We start from the raw sequence: 20,329 nt of genomic DNA, 5'->3' as shown, positions 1-20,329 counted from the left end.
CTCCAACGGGGAGGTGGGCCGGCCGTTCCGCTTTCTCCTTAACGGCAGTGTCATCGGAGGTTGGCGGCTATGGGTCGGTTGTTCGGCACGGACGGCGTACGCGGGCGGGCGAACGCGGATCTCACCCCCGAGTTGGCGCTCGCGCTGGCCGTGGCCGCCGCGCACACTCTCGCCGAGACGGACCGCAGCCATCCGCCGCTCGCGGTGGTCGGCCGGGACACCCGGGCCAGCGGGGAGATGCTGGAGGCTGCCGTGGTGGCCGGGCTCACCAGCGCCGGTGCCAACGTGGTGCGGGTCGGCGTGCTGCCCACCCCGGCGGTGGCGTACCTCACCGCAGAGGCCAAGGCAGACCTCGGCGTGATGCTCTCCGCGTCACACAACCCGATGCCGGACAACGGCATCAAGCTCTTCGCCGCCGGCGGGCACAAGCTGCCCGACGAGATCGAGATGCAGATCGAGGCGGCCGTCGAGACGAACGCCACCACCGCCTGGGACCGGCCGATCGGCGCCGGCGTCGGCCGGGTGCACGACCTGCTCGACGGTGCGGACCACTACGTCCAGCACCTGGTCGGCACCGTGCCGCACCGGCTCGACGGGATCAAGGTCGTGGTCGACTGCGCCAACGGCGCCGCCGCCGAGGTAGCCCCGGTCGCCTACCGGGAGGCTGGCGCGGAGGTCGTGGCGATCCACGCCGAGCCGGACGGGCTGAACATCAACGACGACTGCGGCTCCAACCACATCGAGGCGCTGCGCGAGGCCGTGGTCGAACACGGCGCCCACCTGGGCATCGCCCACGACGGTGACGCCGACCGCTGCGTGGCGGTCACCGCCGACGGCGACGAGGTCGACGGCGACGAGGTGATGGCGATCCTCGCGCTGGCCATGCGGGACGCCGGCACGCTCACCCAGGACACCCTGGTGGCCACCGTGATGAGCAACCTCGGGCTGCGGCTGGCCATGTCCGCACAGGGCATCCGGCTGATCGAGACCAAGGTCGGCGACCGGTACGTGCTGGAGGAGCTGCGCGGCTCCGGGCTGGCGCTCGGCGGCGAGCAGAGCGGCCACATCGTCATGCCCGCACACGCCACCACCGGCGACGGGGTGCTCACCGGCCTGCACCTGATGGCCCGGATGGCGGCCACCGGCCGGTCCCTGGCCGAGCTGGCCTCGGTGGTCACCAAGCTGCCCCAGGTGCTGATCAACGTGCCCGTCGGCGACCGGACCGTCGGCGCCAACGCACCGGCCGTACGCGCCGAGGTCGAGCGGGTCGAGGCGGAACTGGGCGAGACCGGCCGGGTGCTGCTGCGCCCGTCGGGCACCGAGCCGCTGGTCCGGGTGATGGTCGAGGCAGCCACCGAGCAGACCGCCCGCGAGGTCGCCGAGCGGATCGCCGAGCAGGTGCGCACCGCCAGCCCTGTCGGCTGAAACCGCCGCCGTACCGCTGCGGCGTCACAGCCGTAGCCGGGCCGCCCGCTCGTACGTCTCGGCCGGGTCCTCGCCGTCGGTGAGGTCCAGGTCCTCGGTGACACGTCCGTCGTTCAGACGGACCAGTCGGTCGCAGCGGGCGGCGATGGCCTGTTCGTGTGTGGCCAGCAGGATGGTCATGCCGTGCCGGTCGCGAAGGTGGAGCAGCAGATCGAGGATCTGCCCGCCGGTGGTCGAGTCGAGGTTGCCGGTGGGCTCGTCGGCCAGGAGCAGGCCCGGTGCGCCCATCAGCGCCCGGGCGATGGCGACTCGCTGCTGCTGACCGCCGGAGAGCTGCGCCGGCAGGGCGCGCTCCCGCCCGGCCAGGCCAACCGCGTCCAGCAACTCCCGGGCTCGGGCCGCGTGATCGCCCCGGCCCCGGCGGGGGAGGACGGGCGCGATCACGTTGTCCAGCACGGTGAGCGCGGGCAGCAGGTGATAACGCTGGAACACGAAGCCGACCCGTTGCCGGAAGCGTGCCAGCGCCGCCCTGCGCAGGCTGCTGACCACCACGCCGTCGACGGTGACGGTGCCCTTGTCGGGCTGCTCGATCGCGCCGATCAGGTGTAGCAGCGTCGACTTGCCCGACCCGCTCGGCCCGGTCAGCGCGACCACCGAACCGGCCGCGATGGTCAGGGACACGTCGTCGACGGCCGTCAACCGGTCCGCGCCGGTGCCGAACTGTCGGATCAGGTGGTCGACCGCGATCGCGCTGCCGCTCTGCTCGCTCATGATCTGCTACTCCTCTGCCAGTAGTCGGGCGGGCCGCAGGCGCGGCAACAGAGCGGCGGGCACCAGCGCGGCGACGGCGCTGACCAACGCGCCCGCCAGCGCCGTCAGCGCGGCGACCAGGACCAGCGCGCCGGGAAGGTCGCCGATCAGCCAGCCCGCGCTGGCCAGGCCGATCGCCGCTCCGGTCGTCGCCCCCACGATCCCCAGCGCCAGCCCCTCGTAGCCGACCAGCCGGCCCAGCTCGGCGTCGGTCCAGCCGATCGCGCGCAGGGTGGCCAGCTCGGCGGCCCGGTCGCGGATGTTCAGGTAGAGCACGTCCGCGACCGCTGCGGCACCGAGCAGCACCGTGGCGGCAGCGGCCACGGTGTCCGCGCCGCGCACGCTCAGCGAGACCATGTCGCCGAGCAGACTGCCGACGATTGCGCCCCGGAACGCCCACGTGGCGGCGGCGACCAGCGTCAGCGCGGCCACCCCGATCGCCAGCGCACCGGCACCGAGGAATGTGCGCCCGGGGGTGCGGGCCAGGTTGACCAGGGCCAGCCCGAAGAGGGTCCGCGGCCGACGTGCCCAGCCGGCGGGAGCGACCATCGGGCGGAGGGCGGCGGCCGGGTGGGCGCGCGCGGCCCGCAGCGCCGGCACCAGGCCCGCGGCCAGAGCGAGCAGCAGGGCGATGGGTACGGCCAGGGCCGACCGCCGCCAGTCGACGTCGATGCCGAGCGCCATCCCGAGCGGCACCGCGAGCGTCAGCGACAACAGGCCGGCGATGAGCCCGAGCAGGGCGACCTCGCCGAGGATCAGCGCCGCGATCCGACGGACCGGCCAGCCGAGGCAGGAGAGCACCGCCAGTTCGGAGCGCCGGTCGCGGACGGCAGCGCTGACCGCGTTGCCGAGGAACAGCACGCAGACCACCAGCACCAGCACGAAGAGCACCAGGCTCTTACGGTCCACCGCCTGCGTGATGACCGATGCCACGCCGAGTGCCGACCAGTTCTCGGTCAGCCGCAGCATCGGCCGTCCGAACGAGCCGGCGGGCAACTCCACGGTCTGTGGTGCGGCCGAGGAGCCGAGCGTGATGTCGACGTCCAGCCCGGTGCGTGCCGCGATCTGCTCGGCGACCAGCCGGACCCGCTCGGCGGAATGCTCGCTGTAGCCGCCCACATCGGCCACCCGCACCCGGATCGCGCTGATCGGCGCCCTGGCCTGTGGCCCGCCGCCGCCCTGAAGGAGTTTCGGCACGCTGCCGAGGTTGGTGAGGAGCAGCGGCGGCGCCGAGAGGTAGCCGGCGGGATTGCCGCTGGGCGCCAGTGGCTGACCGCCCAGTGCTGCCCGGCTGCGGTCGTCGGCACCCTGCGCCATCGGCGCCTGGTAGGTCTCCAGCGGCAGTTGGCCGAGGTCGCTGAACCCGGTCAGCCGGCCCGGGTCGAAGACACCGATGGCCCGCCAGAAGCGATTGGGGGTGTTTCCGCCCGTGGGTAGCGGCAGCGCCCGTACCGATCGCGAACCGCTGTCGTCGGCGAGCCAGGGTCGGGGCATCGGGTTGAAGGCTTCCTCTTCGCCGTACACCTCGGGGTTGCCGGGCGGCTGTTGGCGAGCGCGCAGGCTGCCGTCGGGTAGCCGGTCGTACTGCACGTCGGCCGACTGCACGACGGTTTGCAGTTGGCCGACACAGCACCCGGCCGGCGACAGCTCCTCGGTCAGCATTGCCTGGTGGCCGGCGGTGAGGTCGTACCGGCTGGACCCGGCCGGAGTCCCACCAGGGCGGCTCAACGTCTTTTCCAGGTCGATTGCCTCCACGCCGACGGGACTGATCGCGAGCCGGGTAAATCTGGCCGCCAGCGACTCGTCGATGAAGGGTCGGTTGGTGACGAGGACCGGCACCTCGTGGTTCTCCGCCGTGCCGAGGCGTCTGACAGCGACCGTGTCGTCCACGCGGACGGCTCGGCCCGTGACCACGGCATCGTCGAGGCCGACCAGCTGTTCCTCGGCCGCCGGGTCCACCGCCGCCAGGAGGAACGGCACGGTCAGGTCGTACGCCAGCACCAGCCGGTCGGCGGGTGTCGAGGAGCCGTCCCGGTCGGTCGCCAGCAGGTAGGGCGGGCCTTGGAACCGGCCGTCGGGCAGCAGTTGCACGGCGTCCAGGGACCAGTGCTCGCGCTCGGAGAGCGTGCCCGGGTTTCCGAGCAGAGCGAATTGCGGATCGCAGATGGGAAGGCTGCGCCCGTCCGGCTGTACCTCCCGGGTAGTAAGCCCACAGGTGTCCGACCAGGGGTACGACCGCCCATCGGAGTACGGCGCGGCACTGCTGTCGATCTCCCCGTCGAGCCGGGGGTAGATCAGCGGCTTCGTGGTCACGTACACGTACCGGGGTTTGCCCGGTGCGCTGGAGAGACCGCGTTCGGCGTGGAAGGTCGGGTCGACCCGGATGACCTGACGATCGAGCGATCGGTCGACGGCGTCGGTGAGGTCGATCGGCGTCGGTAGCAGGGTGGTGGAATAGCCGAGCATCGCGATCGGGGCCGCCACCTCGATGCCGGGGACCGCTTGAACCTGCTCGTACTGCTGGGTGGTGATGCCGCCGAAGAGCCCGGAGAGATAGTTGGGGCGGACGAGCCCGCGCTCGGCCTCCAGCGGAGTGCGGGTCCCCTTCGGACGGACCAGGATCTCGTAGGCGACCTGGGTGTTGCGCTCGACCGTGCCGATGACGTCCAGGTGGGAGGTGGTGGTGGCGCCGGTCAGGACCACGAAGCCGGTGGTGGCCACCAGCACGCCGACCAACAGCGCCACCGACCGCCCCGCACGGCCGCGCAGCTGTCTCCAGATGAAGCCGAGCATGTCGCGCCTCCCCGTGTGCTGTCTCCCACTCTGCGCGATACATTGTGACAATGCAAGACCCGTACCGGAGGTGACATGGCGATCCAGCACGCCGTCCTCGCCCTGCTCGCTGGTGGCCCCAGCCACGGCTACCAGCTCAAGGGCGCGTTCGAGGCAGCCGTCGGCCCGCAGTGGGGGCCGCTGAACATCGGCCACCTCTACCAGATCCTCGACCGGCTCTCCCGGGACGAGCTGGTCGTCGCCGAACGGCAACCGCAGCCGATCAAGCCGGACCGGGTGGTCTACGAGATCACCCCGGACGGCCGCGCGGAGTTGGCGCGGTGGTTGGCCGAGCCGAGTCCGCGCAGCGGCGGATTCCGGGACGACTTCTTCCTCAAGGTCACCGCCGCCGCCCGGTCCGGCTCGGCAGCCACGGTTCGCGCGGTGCTCAGCAACCAGCGCGGGCACCTGCTGCGCGAGCTGCGCAATCTGGACGGCCTACGCCGTGCCGTCGAAGACCCGGTGGTCGGGTTGCTGCTCACCGCCGCGAGCCGGCACGTGACGGCGGACCTGTCGTTCGTGGACGACGCCGAGTCGGTGCTGCTCGGTGACGAGGGCCAACTGCTGACCCGGCTCGCGACATCGACGGCGGATCAGTCGTCGAGCGACCCCGGGTCGGCCCTCCCCGGGCCGGTCAGTGGCTCGGGCTCAGAGCGCGCAGCCGGGTGACCGCCTCGGTCAGCACCTCGGGACGCTTGCAGAAGGCGAAGCGGACCAGCCGCCGGCCGGCCTCCTGGTCGTCGTAGAAGACCTGGGTCGGTACGGCCACCACGCCGCAGCGCTCCGGCAACGAGCGGCAGAACTCCACCCCGTCCCGGCCGCCCAGGGCGGTGACGTCGGCGGTGACGAAGTACGTCCCCTCCGGCACCAGCACCTCGAACCCGGCGTCGGTGAGGCCGCCGACGAGCTGGTCACGGCGCTGCTGGAGCCCGTCCCGGAAGCCGGTGTAGTAGTCGTCCGGCAGGGCCAGTGCCACGGCGACCGCCGGTTGCAGCGGTGCCGCGTTGACGAAGGTGAGGAACTGCTTCACCCGCAACACCGCCGAGACCAGCGCCGCCGGACCGCTCACCCAGCCGACCTTCCAACCCGTGCAGGAGAAGGTCTTGCCGGCCGAGGAGATGCGCAGCGTTCGCTCCCGCATCCCGGGCAGGCTGGCCAGCGACACGTGCGGGCTCGCCGCGTCGGTGAACACCAGGTGCTCGTACACCTCGTCGGTGACCGCGTACGCGCCGTGCTCCTGGCACAGCTCGGCGATCATTGCCAGCTCGGCCGGGGTGAAGACCTTGCCGGTGGGGTTGTGCGGCGAGTTGAGCAGCACCAGCCGGGTGCGGGGGCCGAACGCCGCGCGCAGCGCGGCCGGGTCGAAGGCGTACCGGCCGTCGGCGGCGGGACGAAGCGTGACCGGCCGCCGGACCGCGCCGGCCAGCGCGATCGAGGCGGCGTACGAGTCGTAGTACGGCTCGAAGCAGACCACCTCGTCGCCCGGCTCGCAGAGGGCGAGGATGCTGGCCGCGATCGCCTCGGTCGCGCCTGCGGTGATCACGATCTCGCCGTCCGGGTCGTACGCCAGGTCGTGGAACCGCCGTTGGTGCTCCGCGACCGCCGCACGCAGGGCGGGAATGCCCGGCCCTGGCGGGTACTGGTTCTGCCCGCCACGCAGCGCCTCGGCTGCGGCAGCCAGCATCTCGGGTGGGCCGTCGGTGTCCGGGAAGCCCTGGCCGAGGTTGACCGCCCCGGTCCGTACGGCGAGGGCGGACATCTCGGCGAAGATCGTGGTGCCGAACGGCCGCATCCGGGCCACCAGCGGGTCGACATCGGTGCTCGTCGTCACCTGCGCCAGCCTACGGCCACCCCCGGGCCGAACCCCAGCCTCACTCCGTCGTGCAGGTGGTCCGCCAGTACCCCTCGGTCTTGTTGATCACCGGCTTGCCGGCGCCGGTGACCGTGACGGTGCAGTCGATCGGTTTGTCGCCCACGTCGCCGGGCCAGGTGGCCTCCACCATGACCCGGCTTTGGCCGTTGGTCCGGATGGTGGTGCGCCAGGGCAGCTTCGCACGGTCGACGTGGATGAGGTCGCTCTCGGCGTCGTAGTACGAGATGTCCGCCTCGCCCGCTCCGGTGACCTCGTAGACCACCGTCACCGGTGCCGGCCCCGAGGTCGGGCTGGTGATCGGCTTCTTGGTGGGGGTGGGCGCGGTGGTGGTCGGCACCACGGTGGTCGGCTCGGCGGTGGGCGCGGCCCAGCCGTCGTCGTCGCCGTACGGGCCGTCGTACGGGTCACTGGCGACCGGGTCCGGGGCTCCCTCGCTGAGCAGCAGGCCGCCCACGCAGAAGCAGCCACAGACGGTGAGGACGAGCACCGCGACGACCGCGACGACGATCCCGACCGCCCGACCGGTGTCGCTGGACGGGCTGCCGCCGACCTGCGGGTACCCGGGGTAGGCGTAGGGCGGCGGATAGCCGGGCGGCGGCCAACCGGCGGGCGGCGGACCGGAGGCCGACGGCGGCCAGGGCGTCTCCGATGCTCCCGGCGTCCAGGACGTTGCCGGCGGCCCGGGGGTGTCCGGCGGTCCGGGCGTCCAGGCGGTTGCCGGTGGCCCGGGGGTGTCCGGCGATCCCGGCGTCCAGGAGGCGGGCGGCGGGGACGGTGTCCACGGGGCGGCGGGCGGATCCGGCGTCCATGGCGCTGCCGGAGGTCCGGGTGTCCACGGGGCCGGCGGGGACGGTGTCCACGGGGCCTGTGGTGCCCACGGTTGGCCCGGGCCCAGCGGGTCAGGTGCCGGAAGCGGGCTCGGGGGTGCCCAGGAGTGCGGTGCCGTCGGGTCCGGCGGTGGGGTGCCCGCTCCCGAGGGGTGCGGCTCGGCGGACGGTCCCGGCGTCGCGCCGGGTGACGGCTCCGGGGACGGGGTCGGGGACGGATCGGGCGGGGGCGCGTCGGACATGGCTGCTCCGGGCGGGAGTGGGTATGGGACGAACGGGCCAGGGAAGGGACGCGCCGAACCCGCCGAGAGACTTTCGTACCCGGAGACCGTCCGCAACCCCCTCGCCCCCGGCCCGGGCCCCGACCGGACCGGTGAAGCTCGTCCCGTTGCGTCCCGCCAGCCACTGATCGCTCAGATTCGGTGATTGTTTAGCCGACTTTCGAGCACCCATGATGAGCGAAACTGGGTTAGGCTGCGGGCCATGTGTGGAATCGTGGGATACGCGGGCGCGCGCCCCGCACTCGGCATCGTGCTCGACGGGCTGCGGCGGCTGGAATACCGCGGCTACGACTCGGCGGGCGTCGCGATCGTCTGCGATGACCAGCTGCTGATCGAGAAGAAGGCCGGCAAGCTGGCCAACCTGGAGAAGGTGCTCTCCGAGCGGGCCGCCGACGACCCGGCCTCCTGCGCGGCCAGCCCGATCGGCATCGGTGACGGCACCACCGGCATCGGCCACACCCGCTGGGCCACCCACGGCGGCCCGACCGATCGCAACGCCCACCCGCACCTCGCCCCCGACGGCCGGGTCGCGGTGATCCACAACGGCATCATCGAGAACTTCGCCAAGCTGCGCACCGAGCTGGAGGCCGACGGCGTCCAGTTCACCAGCGACACCGACACCGAGTGCGCGGCCCACCTGCTCTCCGCCGCCCTGGCCGACCTGCGCGCAGCCGGTCAGCCGGACAGCCCACAGCTGCTCGCCGCCGGCATGCGGGTGGTCTGCCAGCGGCTGGAGGGTGCCTTCACCCTGCTCGCCGTCGACGCCTCGGTGCCCGGCGCGGTCGTCGGCGCCCGGCGTAACTCGCCGCTCGTGGTTGGTCGGGGCGACGGGGAAAACTACCTGGCCAGCGACGTCGCCGCGTTCATCGAGCACACCCGGGAAGCGGTCGAGCTGGGCCAGGACCAGATCGTCCTGATCACCGGTGACAGCATCGAGATCACCGACTTCCACGGCCAGCCCGCCAGCGGCAAGGACTTCCACGTCGACTGGGACTCGTCGGCCGCCGAGAAGGGTGGCTACGACTGGTTCATGCTCAAGGAGATCGAGGAGCAGCCGCAGGCCATCGCCGACACGCTGCTTGGCCGGCTCACCGAGACCGGTGAGATCGCCCTCGACGAGGTCCGCCTCAGCGACCAGGATCTGCGCGACGTGGACAAGATCTTCATCGTGGCCTGCGGCACCTCCTACCACGCCGGGATGGTGGCGAAGTACGCCATCGAGCACTGGACCCGGATCCCCTGCGAGGTGGAGCTGGCCAGCGAGTTCCGCTACCGCGACCCGGTGCTCGACCGCTCCACGCTGATCGTGGTCATCTCGCAGTCCGGCGAGACCATGGACACCCTGATGGCGCTGCGCCACGCCAAGGAGCAGAAGGCGCGGGTGCTCGCGATCTGCAACACCAACGGCTCGACCATCCCCCGTGAGTCGGACGCCGTGCTCTACACCCATGGCGGGCCGGAGATCGCCGTCGCCTCCACCAAGGCGTTCCTCACCCAGCTCGTCGCCTGCTACCTGATCGGACTGCACCTGGCCCAGGTGCGCGGGATCAAGTTCGCCGACGAGGTGGGCGCGGTGGTGGCTCAGCTCCAGGAGATGCCGGGCAAGCTGCGCGAGCTGCTGGACCGCATCGAGCCCGTCCGCGAGCTGGCCCGGGAGCTGAAGTCCGAGCCGACGATACTGTTCATCGGCCGACACGTCGGCTACCCGGTGGCCCTGGAGGGCGCGCTCAAGCTCAAGGAGCTGGCGTACATGCACGCCGAGGGCTTCGCCGCCGGCGAGCTGAAGCACGGCCCGATCGGGCTGATCGACGAGGGCACCCCGGTGATCTGCGTGGTGCCCTCGCCGGTGGGCCGGGGCATGCTGCACGACAAGGTCGTCTCCAACATCCAGGAGGTGCGGGCGCGCGGCGCGCGGACCATCGTGATCGCGGAGGAGGGCGACGAGGCCGTCGTCCGGTACGCCGACCACCTGATCTACGTGCCGCGTACGCCGACGCTGCTGGCCCCGCTGGTCACCACGGTGCCGTTGCAGGTGCTCGCCGCCGAGATCGCCGCTGCCCGGGGGCACGATGTGGACCAGCCCCGCAACCTGGCCAAGTCGGTCACCGTCGAGTAACCGAGGCCCGACCTCCGGAGCCCCGGTCGCCGCACCCGCGGTGGCCGGGGCTTCTTGTCGAGCTGGTGCCGGTGCCGGCGCCGATGGCCGACCTGACCGAGGAGACCGCCAAACGGGGCGAGCCCGGCATTCGCCGCCGACAAGTGGCCACCGTCAGCGGCCCAGCACGACGCGGGCCATCCCGTCGAGCGCCGGGTTGCCCGGGTCCCAGTAGCCGGCGTGCCCGCGCCGGTCGCTGGGGAAGACCCGCCCGCCGAACCCGGGATCAGCCGGGTCGTGGCCGAACCACAGCTCGTGCCCGCCCCGGTCGGGCCAGCCGAGTACGGCGGTGAGCGGGGCAGCGCCGAGCAGCGCCCGCCGGGCCAGCTCGTCGGCGGGGCGGGCCAGCCGGATCACGTCGTCGGGGGCGCTGCTGGCCCAGACCTGCCCGGGCGGCAGGCCCAACTCGGCGGCGTGCGCCGCACCCACCCCGGGCGAGCCGACGAAGACCAGCGCGTCGGCGGCCAACCCGTGCTCCCGGGCCGCCATGCCCACCACCAGCGAGCCGTAGCTGTGCCCCAGGACGGTCTGCCGGGCCGGCGGTCCCTCGTGGCTGGCCCGCAGCCCCTCCTGGAAGCGGTGCAACGCCGGCCCGGCGTCGCGGGCCTGGCCGGCCGAGGCCGCCTCGGGCAGGAAGTCCGGTGCGTCGTAGTCCAGCCAGAGCACCGCCGAGCTGCGCTCACCCGGGGCGAGCGCGGCACACCGGTCCAGGACCCGCGCCGCCCGGCCCAGCTCGCCGGGGGCGTCGTCCAGACCCGCCGTCATCCCCGGCACATAGGTCAACACCCGGTCGGCATGGTCCGGGTCGCCGAGTGCCATCACCACCCGCCCCTCCCCGGCCGCGTCCAGCCCGAGCAGGTACGCCCGCGGCTCCCCGGCCGCCACCAGCCGCCCAGCCAGCGCCTCCAGCCCGGCCAGCCGCGCGGCCACCCCGCGCAGCCGGGCCGACGCGGCCGGCCCGGGCGGCACCCGGGTCAGCAACCGCCGCCGCTCGGCCAGCAATTCCTCGCGCCAGGCACCGAGTCGCAGCCGGTTGGCCTGGTCGCGGGCGGCTACCGGCACCCCGTCCAGGCGGCCGACCAGGGTCGGCTCGTGCGCGACCAGCCACCGCCGCTGCGCCGGGGTCAACCCCGCCCACCAGGCTCGGGCCAGGGCCGGCGCGGCACCGGGAGCCGGGCGGCCGGGCGGTGGCGGGGACGCCCAGCCGGAGCGGGCGGCTCGGGCCAACTCGTCCAACCGGTCGGCGGCCGTGCGGTCGGCCGCCCCGGCCCGGTCGAGCGCGTCCCGCAGCGCCGCCGCCACCCGGGCTGCCGCCAGGCCGGCCCGCTCGGTCGGCCGCACCCGGGTCGGATCAACGTGCACCCCGCCCGCCCGGTCCACCACCAGGCCGGACGCATCGGCCAGGGCGACCGCCGACCCGAGCCGCGCCTTCGCCACCACCAGCCGGCCGGCCAACTCGGCCAGCACCTGGTCGGCCTCGATCAACGCGGGAACGACCGAGGTCAGCTCGTCGCGCAGGCCGGCGAGCCGGGCGTCCGCCGCCGTGGCGGCCGCACCGGACCAGCCGTCCCGCAGCCGCCCGGTGGCCCCACCCAGCTCGCCGGCGCGCCGCTCGACCGGCCCGGTCAACCCGGCCCACGCCGCCCCGGCGGCCCGCCACCCGCCCGGGTCCGCGGCCCAGAGCTGCCGGTAGCCGACGCTGGTCACCGGGGCAGGCCGGCGAACCGGCCGGCGGCCCGGTCGTCCACCGTCTCGTACGCCTCGGCCGCCGCCCGGACCCCACCGGCGGTCGCCGCCACCCGGGTGCCCAGCCGGCAGAGCCAGGCGTGCCCGGCCGCCTCCAGCTCAGCCAGGGCGGCGGCGGCCCGCCACTCGGGCACCGGCACCAGCAGCCCGGCAACCCGGCCAGGCCCAGCGCCAAGCGGTGCGCCGCGTTGTCGAGCGCGACGGCCACGGCGCGCAGCTCCTCCGGCCGGACGGCGAACGGCTCCTCGGTCATGACCACACCCCCGTGGACGATCGATATCGACGCGCCGACGCTAGGCGCGGCACGGACGCCCGGAAGTGCCCTGTGGACAGCCGGCTGCGGCCGTACCCCGGCCTGTCCACAGGCGTTGCCCACCGCGGGCCCGACGGCTAATCTGCCGCCTTCGCCGCCGGTAGGGTGAACTGGTGATCGTCGCTGTCGGCATCGACGTCGTCCTGGTGGACCGGTTCGCCCGGGCACTGGCGCGGACGCCGCTGCTCGCCGACCGGCTCTTCACCGAGGCCGAGCGGTACACCCGCTCCGGCAACCCGCGCTCGCCGGAGTCGCTCGCCGCCCGCTTCGCCGCCAAGGAGGCCGTCGCCAAGGCGCTCGGCGCGCCGTCCGGGCTGAGCTGGCACGACTGCGAGATCGTGCCCGACCCGGACGGCCGCCCCTGGCTGACCGTCTCCGGCACGGTCGCGGCGGTGGCGCTCGAGCGTGGGGTCAACCGCTGGCATCTCTCGCTGTCGCACGACGGCGGGATCGCGTCGGCGATGGTGGTCGCGGAACGGTGACGTCGGTCGGGTGGGCCGTCCCGGCCCGCCCGCGAGGGGAATGGGACACGGTGGCATGAGACCGGTGTGGCGGGTGGCTGACGTACGGGCGGCCGAGGCGGGACTGATGGGCACGTTGCCGGAGGGCACGCTGATGCAGCGGGCCGCTGCCGGGCTGGCCCGCCGGGCCGCGCTGCTGCTCGCCGAGCGGGGTGGTCTGTACGGCGGGCGGGTGTTGCTGCTGGTCGGCTCCGGTGACAACGGCGGCGACGCGTTGTACGCCGGGGAGCGATTGGCCCGCCGGGGCGTCGCCGTGTCCGCTCTGCTGCTCGCCCCCGGGCGGGCGCACGCCGCAGGGCTGGCCGCGCTGCGGGCCGCCGGTGGCCGGCTGGTGGACCGACCGGTCGACCCGGTGGACCTGGTCCTCGACGGCATCGTCGGCATCGGCGGCACGGGCGGGCTGCGGGCGAACGCCGACGAGGTGGTGCAGCGCCTCGCTGAGCTGCGTGGGCGGGACGGCGGCCGAGCCACCGTGCTGGCGGTCGACGTGCCGAGCGGGGTGGCGGTGGACACCGGGCACGTGCCGCTGGCCGCGTCCGGCCGGCCCACCGCGGTCCGCGCCGACGTGACGGTGACCTTCGGCGCGCTGAAGCCCGCCCTGGTCGTCGGACCCGCCGCCGTGCTGGCCGGGCAGGTGGAGCTGGTCGACATCGGGCTGCGGCCGTGGCTGCGGGGCACCCCGGCGATGCGGGTCACCGAGTGGTCCGACCTGGTCGACTGGTGGCCGCGGCTGGGCCCGGCGTCGGAGAAGTACAGCCGGGGCGTGGTCGGTGTGGCCACCGGCTCGGCGACCTACCCGGGCGCGGCGGTGCTCTCCGTCGGCGGGGCGCTGGCCGGGCCGACCGGCATGATCCGCTACGCCGGCGGCGCCAAGGCGGAGGTGTTGCACCAGCACCCCTCGGTGATCGCCACCGAGCGGGTCGCCGAGGCGGGCCGGGTGCAGGCCTGGGTCTGTGGCTCCGGGCTGGGCACCGGCGAGGACGCGGCGGCCGAGCTGCGCGCCGTGCTGGCCGCGCCGGTGCCGGTGGTGCTCGACGCCGACGCGCTGACCCTGCTCGTGGACGGCTCGCTCGCCGACCAGCTACGCGGTCGGGACGCGCCGATCGTGGTCACCCCGCATGATCGGGAGTTCAGCCGGCTCTGCGGGGAGGAGCCCGGCGCCGACCGGGTCGGCGCCGCGCTGCGGCTGGCCGCCTGGATGAACGCCGTGGTGCTGCTCAAGGGGGACCGCACGGTGATCGGCACCCCGGACGGTCGGGCGTACGTCAACCCGACCGGCACCTCGGCGCTGGCCACCGGCGGCACCGGCGACGTGTTGGCCGGGCTGCTCGGCTCGCTGCTGGCGGCCGGCCTACCCCCCGAGCGGGCGGCGGCCTCCGCGGCTTACCTGCACGGGCTGGCCGGCCGGGAGGCGGCCCGCGGCGGGCCGGTGACCGCGCCCGACGTGGCGATCGCGCTGCGTCCGGTTATCGCCCGGCTGGGCTGATCAAGACGGTTGTGGACGAGACGACCGGATCGGTGTCCGGGACGTGCGTCGCCGCCCGCGGTGATCACGGCGGAAAGTAGGCTGGGCGTATGTGGCAGGCCGAGGTACGCGTCGATCTTGACGCGATCCGTGAGAACGTGAGCCGACTCCGCTCCGGCACCACCGCTGAGCTGATGGCGGTGGTCAAGGGCGACGGGTACGGCCATGGCATGCTTCCGGCCGCCCGGGCCGCGCTCGACGCCGGGGCGGACTGGCTCGGTGTCTGCACCCTCGACGAGGCGCTCACGCTGCGCCGGGCCGGAGTGACCGCGCCGGTGCTGGCCTGGCTGCTCGCTCCCGGGCTGCCGCTGCACGAGGGGGTCAGCGCCGGGGTGGATCTGGGCGCGGCCAGCCTGCCGCAACTGGACGAGATGGTCGAGGCGAGCCGGCGCGCCGAGCGCCCGGCCCGGTTGCACCTGAAGATCGACACCGGGCTCTCCCGGGGTGGGGCGACCGTCGCGGACTGGCCGGCGCTGCTGGACGCCGCCGCCAAGGCGCAGGCCGACGGCCTGGTCGAGGTGGTCGGCGTGTGGAGCCACTTCGTGTACGCGGACATGCCCGGCCACCCGACCACCGACCGGCAACTGGCCGTCTTTCACGAGGGGCTGGCCATGGTCGAGCGGGCCGGGCTCCGCCCGCGCTGGCGGCACCTGGCCAACTCGGCGGCGACCCTGACCCGCCCGGACACCCACTTCGACCTGGTCCGCCCCGGCCTGGCCGTCTACGGCCTCTCCCCGGTGGCCGGCGAGACGTACGGGCTGCGCCCGGCGATGACCGCGCGGGCCCGGGTGATGCTCACCAAGCGGGTGCCCTCCGGCACCGGTGTCTCCTACGGGCACACCTACACCACGGAGGCCGACGCCAACCTGGCCGTGGTGCCACTCGGATACGCCGACGGAGTACCCCGGCACGCGTCCAACAGCGGGCCGGTGCAGCTCGCCGGCGCGCGGCGGACCATCTCCGGTCGGGTCTGCATGGACCAGTTCGTGGTCGACTGCGGCGACGACCCGGTGGCCGACGGCGACGTGGCGACGCTCTTCGGCAGCGGCGCCAACGGCGAGCCGACGGCCGACGACTGGGCCGAAGCGGCCGGCACCATCAACTACGAGATCGTCACCCGGTTCGGCGGCACCCGGGTGCCCCGGGTCTACGACGGCGAGCGGCCGTGAGCGCGAGGAGTGAGCCGGGGTTGCGAGCCCCGCAGTCGCGAACCGAGGTGGCACCGTGAGCGCGAGGCGCATCCCGCGTCCGCGGACCGCGGCTGGCCGGGTCGCCGGAATCGTCGGCGCCGCGGTCGGGGTGGCCGCGGCCGGCCTGGCCGCCGGCGTCGCGACCGAGCGCACCCTGGTCCGCCGGCTCAAGGCCGACCCGGCCGACCGCTACGCGCACGAGAAGTTCGACGAGCAGCGGTACGACGACGCGTTCCGGCTGGAGTTGCCGGACGGCACCGACATCCACGTCGAGGTGGTCGAGCCGACCCGCCCGGTCTCCGGACATCCGACGGTGGTGCTGGTGCACGGCTTCTGCCTGGACATGGGCACGTTCCACTTCCAGCGGCAGATGCTCGCCGAGCGCGGCGACTACCGGATCGTGGCGTACGACCAGCCCGGTCACGGCCGGTCCGGCCGGCTGGAGACCGGCGAGTACGACCTCGCGGTGCTCGGCCGGACGCTGCGTCAGGTGATCGACCGGACCGCCCCGGACGGGCCGCTGGTGCTGGTCGGCCACTCGATGGGCGGCATGACCATCATGGCGTTCGCCGAGTTGTTCCCGGAGCTGTTCGGAGACCGGGTGGTGGGCACCGTGCTGATGGCCACCTCGGGCGGGCTGATCGCGGAGACCAAGCTGGTCGCGCCGGCGCTGCTCGGCCGGGTCGGCGGCCCGGTGCTGTTCATGGTGAGCAATGCCACCCGGTACGGCGGGCCGGTGATCGACAAGGCCCGCAAGTCGACCTCGAACGTGGCCTGGCTGCTCACCCGCAAGTACGGCTTCGGCACCCGCAAGCCCAGCCCGGCACTGGTGTCCTACGTGGAGATGATGAACTCCCGGACGTCGGCCGACACGGTGACCCGCTATCTGCGGACCCTGGCCACCCACTCGCGCTTCCCGGCGCTCGCGGCGCTGGCCGACACACCGGTGCTCGTGGTGGTCGGCGACAAGGACATGATCACTCCGGTGACCCACTCCGAGGAGATCGTCCGGCGGCTGCCGCACGCCGAGTTCGTGCAGATCCAGGACAGCGGACACGTGGTGATGCTGGAGCACGCGGACGAGGTCAACGCCGCGCTGGCGCGGTTCCTCGAGTCACTGGAGAGCGCGGAGGAACGGTGAGTCACGTCGTCAAGCTGTCGACCGTCGAAGACACTCGGGAGTTCGGCCTCCAACTGGCCGGGCTGCTGCGCGCCGGTGACCTGGTGCTGTTGACCGGCCCGCTGGGCGCCGGCAAGACCGCGCTCACCCAGGGCATCGGCGTCGGGCTCGGGGTTCTCGGGGACATCACCTCGCCGACGTTCGTGATCGCTCGGGTGCACCGACCCGACCTGGCCCGGGGCGGTCGGGTGGCCCTGGTGCACGCCGACGCGTACCGGCTGGGCGACGCCACCGACCCGCGTGCCGAGATCGACGATCTGGACCTGGACGCCTCGATCGACGAGTCGGTGACCGTGGTCGAGTGGGGCGAGGGCCTAGTCGAGCAGTTGGTCGACGCCCACCTGCGGGTGCGCATCGACCGCCGCGACGACGACACGCGGGTGGTCGAGCTGGACCCGGTCGGCGGCGACTGGGCGCGGCGCCTGGCGGCCCTGCACCCCTCGCCACTATCGACGAGGGGCGCCGGCCCGGCCGATCTGGAGCGCTAGGGCTGAAGGGGCATCGTCCAGCAGTTGGAGTAGGCGGTCCGGCCCGCGAGCCGGTCGGTCATCCAGGACACCGCGTCGCCCTGGTCGGTGATGAGCGGAACCAGGTGGTTGGTGAGGATCTTGTCCCCGAGGTTCGGCAGGCTGATGGCCTCGTAGGTGATGTTGGCACCCTTGCGGCACCAGTCCACGGCCAGCTGGCGGGCCTGCCGGTGGGGAACGATGTCGTCCTGGATGCCGGTCACCAGGCGTACCGGGCCGGCGGGCTTGAGCGTGCCGATGCGCTGGCGGTCGAGCGCCGCCTGCGCCGGGGGCGAGCCCGCGATGACGTCACCGACGGATTTGCCGCTGACGGTCCAGCTGGTGCTCTTCACGAAGCCGTAACCGAAGAGCACGTCGCCGACGCACATGGTCGACACGTCCGCCAGCGAACCGCCCTGCCGGTGCTGTTGATGTTCGCCTCGATGACGCCCCGCAGGGCCGGGTCGGACTGGGCGAAGCCGTTCATCGACCAGCCGAGCGCACCCGTCAGGGCGCTGCCGTCGATGCCCTTGAGGACCGAGGTCAGGTCGGCGGGCGGCGCGCCAACGTAGCTGCCGGCCAGTGGCAACTCGGGTGCGTAGGTGGGCTGAAGTTCCGCGGCCGCGGCGCTGGCGCCGCCGCCCTGGCTGTAGCCGTACAGGCCGACGCGTGAGTCCCGGGTGACCGACGCGCCCGGCACGGCGCGCGCGGCGCGGGCCGCGTCCAGCAGGGCGTGCCCCTGGTCGAGGTGGTTGACGTAGGTGTGCACCCGGTCGGTGGCGCCCAGACCGACGTAGTCGGTGACGACGACCGCCGCGCCGCTGGAGAGGAGGCGGTAGATGGCCAGGGACTCGTAGCCGACCGACACGGTGTCGCCGCGCAGGGTCAACGGGTACTGCAACGCCAGCGAGGGCACGCACTGGTCGCCCTGGCCCATGGTGCCGGAGGCGACGGCCACCAGTGGGCGCGGGCCGGTGCCCCGCCACGCCGCCGACGGTTCGATGTAGGCGCCGGTCACCCCGACGGCCTGGCCGTTGGAGTCGGTGGACCGGTACATCAGCCGGGTCGCCGTGCCCGGCATCGGGCGACCGTCGAGCCCGGGAATGCTCAGGCCGAGCGGCAGGGGCTCGCTGCGGATCAGCGTGCCGTTGGCGGCGGGCAGTTGGGCCGGTGGGTTGTAGAAGGCGGGGATGGTGACACCGCGGGAGACGACGGGCGTCGACCCGTCGGCGGCGGCGGCCGGTGCACCGGACACGCCCAGGCAGACTGCCGCTGCCGCCGCGACGGCCAGCACACGAGAGGAACGGGGACGGGGGTTCCTGTGGCTCACAGTTCACTCCTCACGAGCATTGATGGAGGTGAATGCAAGCTAACAGCGGCCCATACCTTAAGTGACCCGCCAGTAAGTTACGCTACGGTAACTTTCGTGGGTCGGCTCCGCGTCGTCGCTCAGTGACCGGTGCCGTGCGGTGTCGGTGGCGACTGGTAGGAAGATGGCGATCGACTACGAAAGGTTGCCGATGTCCGACGACGGCCCCACCCTGGACCTGCCGGCGCTGCTGCCGCAGGGCTGGCATACCGCGCTCACCCCGCACCTCGACCCGTCCCGCACCGCGGAGCTGGCCGCGTTCGTCGCGGGGGAATACGCCACCCGCGCTGTCTTCCCGCCGGTCGAGGACCTCTTCTCGGCCTACCGGCTCTGCGCGCCGGCCGACTGCCGGGTTCTGATCCTCGGGCAGGACCCCTACCACAAGGCGGGGCAGGCGCACGGGCTCAGCTTCAGCGTGCGGGAGGGCGTGACCGTGCCGCCGTCGCTGCGCAACGTCTTCAAGGAGCTGGGCGAGGATCTCGGCGTGCCGAAGCCGCGCGGCGGCAACCTCAGTGGCTGGGCGGCGCAGGGCGTGCTGTTGCTCAACTCCGTCCTCACCGTCCGTGAGGCCACGCCCGGCTCGCACGCCAACCGCGGCTGGGAGGAGTTCACCGACGCCACCATCCGGGCGCTCGACGCGCTGGATTCCCGGGTGGTCTTCCTGCTCTGGGGCGGCTACGCGCGCAAGAAGGCCGCCCTGGTCGCCAGCCCGCAGCACGTGGTGCTGGAGGCCGGGCACCCCAGCCCGATGAATCCGCGCGGTTTCCTGGGCAGCCGCCCGTTCAGCGCGGCCAACAAGGCGCTCGCCGACGCCGGCCTGCCCACCATCGACTGGGAGCGCACCGCCGGCTTACCGGCCGCTGGCTAGCTGCCGGGCCCGGTAGCGGCGCAGCAGGTCGCCGGCCCGCGGGTCGGTCAGCTCCAGTTGGGCCAGCGGCACCACTCGGTAACCCCGTCCAGCGTGGCGCACCTCGATCGTCTCGGGCAGCTCGTCGCACATCGTCGCCCTGATCTCGCCGTAGCGGGTCGACCAGAGGTGTTCGCCCTGCTCCTCGGGCTCCAACCGCACCCCGCCGAACTCACCCCAACGGGCGTTCCACCGCTGGCCGTAGGCCGCCTCCAGCCAGCGGGTGAACCGTTCCGAGTCGTGCCAACGCACGGCGATCTCCAGTGCGTCGACGGGCACCGGCGCGCCCTGCAACAGCGCCGCCGTGCCTCCGGTGATCACCTGCGGGAAGTCGGCGAGCCGGTCCAGCGCCCAATCCAGGCCAAGCTCGTCGATGCGCTCGGCAAGCGGTCGGGCGGCCAGTTCGGCGATCCGGGCGTCGAGGTGGGCGTCGAGCGGCTCGACCCCGACGGCCAACTGGACATCCATGGCGGCGAGCAACCGCTCCAACACCAGGATGCTGGGCGCCCGGTCGCCGCTTTCGATCCGGGCCACCGCAGCCTGGCTGACCCCGGCCAGTTCGGCAAGCTCACGCTGACTCAGCTCGCGCAGGTGTCGTTGTCGTCGCACGGTGGCACCGAGGAGGTGACGAGGCGAGTGGATGACATCCCGGCATGGTGGACCAGGCCGAACTGACGGCGATACCGCTGAGCAAGATTGATGACTCGCCGACATTCCTGGCCGGGGGATCGCCTCGGCGATGACCCGGCTCCGGACGGCGGGCCTCGCCCTGATGAGCGTGATACCTGTGAGGCATAAATATGGGTCTTGTGTCGGGTGTGTGGGTGGGGTGGTCATCTTCGGGGTAGTTCGGGTCGGTGGCCGCCGAG

General features: G+C 73.3%; 18 protein-coding genes. 9 read left to right on the top strand and 9 right to left on the bottom strand.

From position 1 onward, the window contains the following. Window positions 1-69: 69 nt before the first annotated feature. Window positions 70-1,425: a phosphoglucosamine mutase gene (gene glmM / locus ABZV00_RS23860; protein WP_328420424.1), complete on the top strand. Its 1,356-nt coding sequence runs from the start codon at window positions 70-72 to the stop codon at window positions 1,423-1,425. A 24-nt stretch (window positions 1,426-1,449) separates the two neighbouring features. Here glmM and ABZV00_RS23855 read toward each other — a convergent pair whose 3' ends face one another. Then, on the bottom strand, window positions 1,450-2,196 hold the full coding sequence (locus ABZV00_RS23855; protein ID WP_355609802.1) for an ABC transporter ATP-binding protein: 747 nt from the start codon (window positions 2,194-2,196) through the stop codon (window positions 1,450-1,452). 6 nt (window positions 2,197-2,202) lie between these two features. Further along, the gene (locus ABZV00_RS23850) at window positions 2,203-5,028 is read right to left on the bottom strand and encodes an FtsX-like permease family protein (protein ID WP_355609800.1); all 2,826 of its coding nucleotides are present in this window, start codon (window positions 5,026-5,028) and stop codon (window positions 2,203-2,205) included. Between the two features lie 75 nt (window positions 5,029-5,103). On the opposite strand from ABZV00_RS23850, the gene ABZV00_RS23845 reads away from it, so the two are divergent. Beyond that, the gene (locus tag ABZV00_RS23845; RefSeq protein WP_355609798.1) at window positions 5,104-5,736 is read left to right on the top strand and encodes a PadR family transcriptional regulator; all 633 of its coding nucleotides are present in this window, start codon (window positions 5,104-5,106) and stop codon (window positions 5,734-5,736) included. On the opposite strand, the gene ABZV00_RS23840 is transcribed toward ABZV00_RS23845, so the two are convergent. Next, a complete protein-coding gene (locus ABZV00_RS23840) occupies window positions 5,702-6,859 on the bottom strand; it encodes a pyridoxal phosphate-dependent aminotransferase (RefSeq protein ID WP_355609877.1) in 1,158 nt (385 codons plus the stop codon). The two genes, ABZV00_RS23845 and ABZV00_RS23840, sit on opposite strands and share 35 nt — an antisense overlap. Before the next feature lie 79 nt (window positions 6,860-6,938). Further along, a complete protein-coding gene (locus ABZV00_RS23835) occupies window positions 6,939-7,427 on the bottom strand; it encodes an MmpS family transport accessory protein (RefSeq protein ID WP_355609796.1) in 489 nt (162 codons plus the stop codon). A gap of 823 nt (window positions 7,428-8,250) precedes the next feature. Here ABZV00_RS23835 and glmS point away from each other — a divergent pair. After that, complete coding sequence (gene glmS / locus ABZV00_RS23830; protein WP_355609794.1) at window positions 8,251-10,164, top strand: glutamine--fructose-6-phosphate transaminase (isomerizing); 1,914 nt, start codon at window positions 8,251-8,253, stop codon at window positions 10,162-10,164. A 153-nt stretch (window positions 10,165-10,317) separates the two neighbouring features. On the opposite strand, the gene ABZV00_RS23825 is transcribed toward glmS, so the two are convergent. Both ABZV00_RS23825 and ABZV00_RS23820 read right to left on the bottom strand, forming a co-directional pair. Continuing rightward, complete coding sequence (locus tag ABZV00_RS23825; RefSeq protein ID WP_355609792.1) at window positions 10,318-11,910, bottom strand: alpha/beta hydrolase; 1,593 nt, start codon at window positions 11,908-11,910, stop codon at window positions 10,318-10,320. Beyond that, window positions 11,907-12,089 (bottom strand): hypothetical protein, encoded by a 183-nt coding sequence (locus ABZV00_RS23820; protein WP_355609790.1) that lies wholly within the window; start codon window positions 12,087-12,089, stop codon window positions 11,907-11,909. The genes ABZV00_RS23825 and ABZV00_RS23820 overlap by 4 nt, the downstream gene beginning before the upstream one ends. A 286-nt stretch (window positions 12,090-12,375) precedes the next feature. Here ABZV00_RS23820 and ABZV00_RS23815 point away from each other — a divergent pair, with 286 nt between their 5' ends. From ABZV00_RS23815 to tsaE, 5 genes are all read left to right on the top strand, one after another. Then, window positions 12,376-12,744 carry a holo-ACP synthase gene (locus ABZV00_RS23815; protein WP_355609788.1) on the top strand — a complete coding sequence of 123 codons (369 nt, stop codon included), beginning with the start codon at window positions 12,376-12,378 and terminating at the stop codon, window positions 12,742-12,744. Between the two features lie 55 nt (window positions 12,745-12,799). Then, window positions 12,800-14,269, top strand: a complete 1,470-nt coding sequence (locus ABZV00_RS23810; RefSeq protein ID WP_355609786.1) for an NAD(P)H-hydrate dehydratase — start codon at window positions 12,800-12,802, stop codon at window positions 14,267-14,269. 89 nt (window positions 14,270-14,358) lie between these two features. Beyond that, window positions 14,359-15,477, top strand: a complete 1,119-nt coding sequence (gene alr, locus ABZV00_RS23805; RefSeq protein WP_328420402.1) for an alanine racemase — start codon at window positions 14,359-14,361, stop codon at window positions 15,475-15,477. Window positions 15,478-15,547: 70 nt separating this feature from the next. Then, complete coding sequence (locus ABZV00_RS23800) at window positions 15,548-16,639, top strand: alpha/beta hydrolase (RefSeq protein ID WP_355609875.1); 1,092 nt, start codon at window positions 15,548-15,550, stop codon at window positions 16,637-16,639. Next, window positions 16,636-17,166, top strand: a complete 531-nt coding sequence (tsaE, locus tag ABZV00_RS23795; protein ID WP_355609784.1) for a tRNA (adenosine(37)-N6)-threonylcarbamoyltransferase complex ATPase subunit type 1 TsaE — start codon at window positions 16,636-16,638, stop codon at window positions 17,164-17,166. The genes ABZV00_RS23800 and tsaE overlap by 4 nt, the downstream gene beginning before the upstream one ends. Here tsaE and ABZV00_RS23790 read toward each other — a convergent pair. Beyond that, complete coding sequence (locus ABZV00_RS23790) at window positions 17,163-17,573, bottom strand: lipase family protein (RefSeq protein ID WP_355609873.1); 411 nt, start codon at window positions 17,571-17,573, stop codon at window positions 17,163-17,165. The genes tsaE and ABZV00_RS23790 overlap by 4 nt on opposite strands. Beyond that, window positions 17,534-18,439, bottom strand: a complete 906-nt coding sequence (locus ABZV00_RS23785; RefSeq protein WP_355609782.1) for a lipase family protein — start codon at window positions 18,437-18,439, stop codon at window positions 17,534-17,536. The genes ABZV00_RS23790 and ABZV00_RS23785 overlap by 40 nt, the downstream gene beginning before the upstream one ends. Before the next feature lie 265 nt (window positions 18,440-18,704). Here ABZV00_RS23785 and ung point away from each other — a divergent pair, with 265 nt between their 5' ends. Beyond that, window positions 18,705-19,421 carry a uracil-DNA glycosylase gene (ung, locus tag ABZV00_RS23780; protein WP_355609780.1) on the top strand — a complete coding sequence of 239 codons (717 nt, stop codon included), beginning with the start codon at window positions 18,705-18,707 and terminating at the stop codon, window positions 19,419-19,421. Here the strand turns inward: ung and ABZV00_RS23775 are convergent. Then, a complete protein-coding gene (locus ABZV00_RS23775; protein ID WP_355609778.1) occupies window positions 19,404-20,069 on the bottom strand; it encodes a helix-turn-helix transcriptional regulator in 666 nt (221 codons plus the stop codon). The genes ung and ABZV00_RS23775 overlap by 18 nt on opposite strands. Window positions 20,070-20,329: the final 260 nt, after the last annotated feature.

The organism is Micromonospora sp. NPDC005173, assembly GCF_040608515.1.
Classification (GTDB): Bacteria; Actinomycetota; Actinomycetes; order Mycobacteriales; family Micromonosporaceae; genus Micromonospora.
This window is presented reverse-complemented; position numbering and strand designations above follow the sequence as displayed.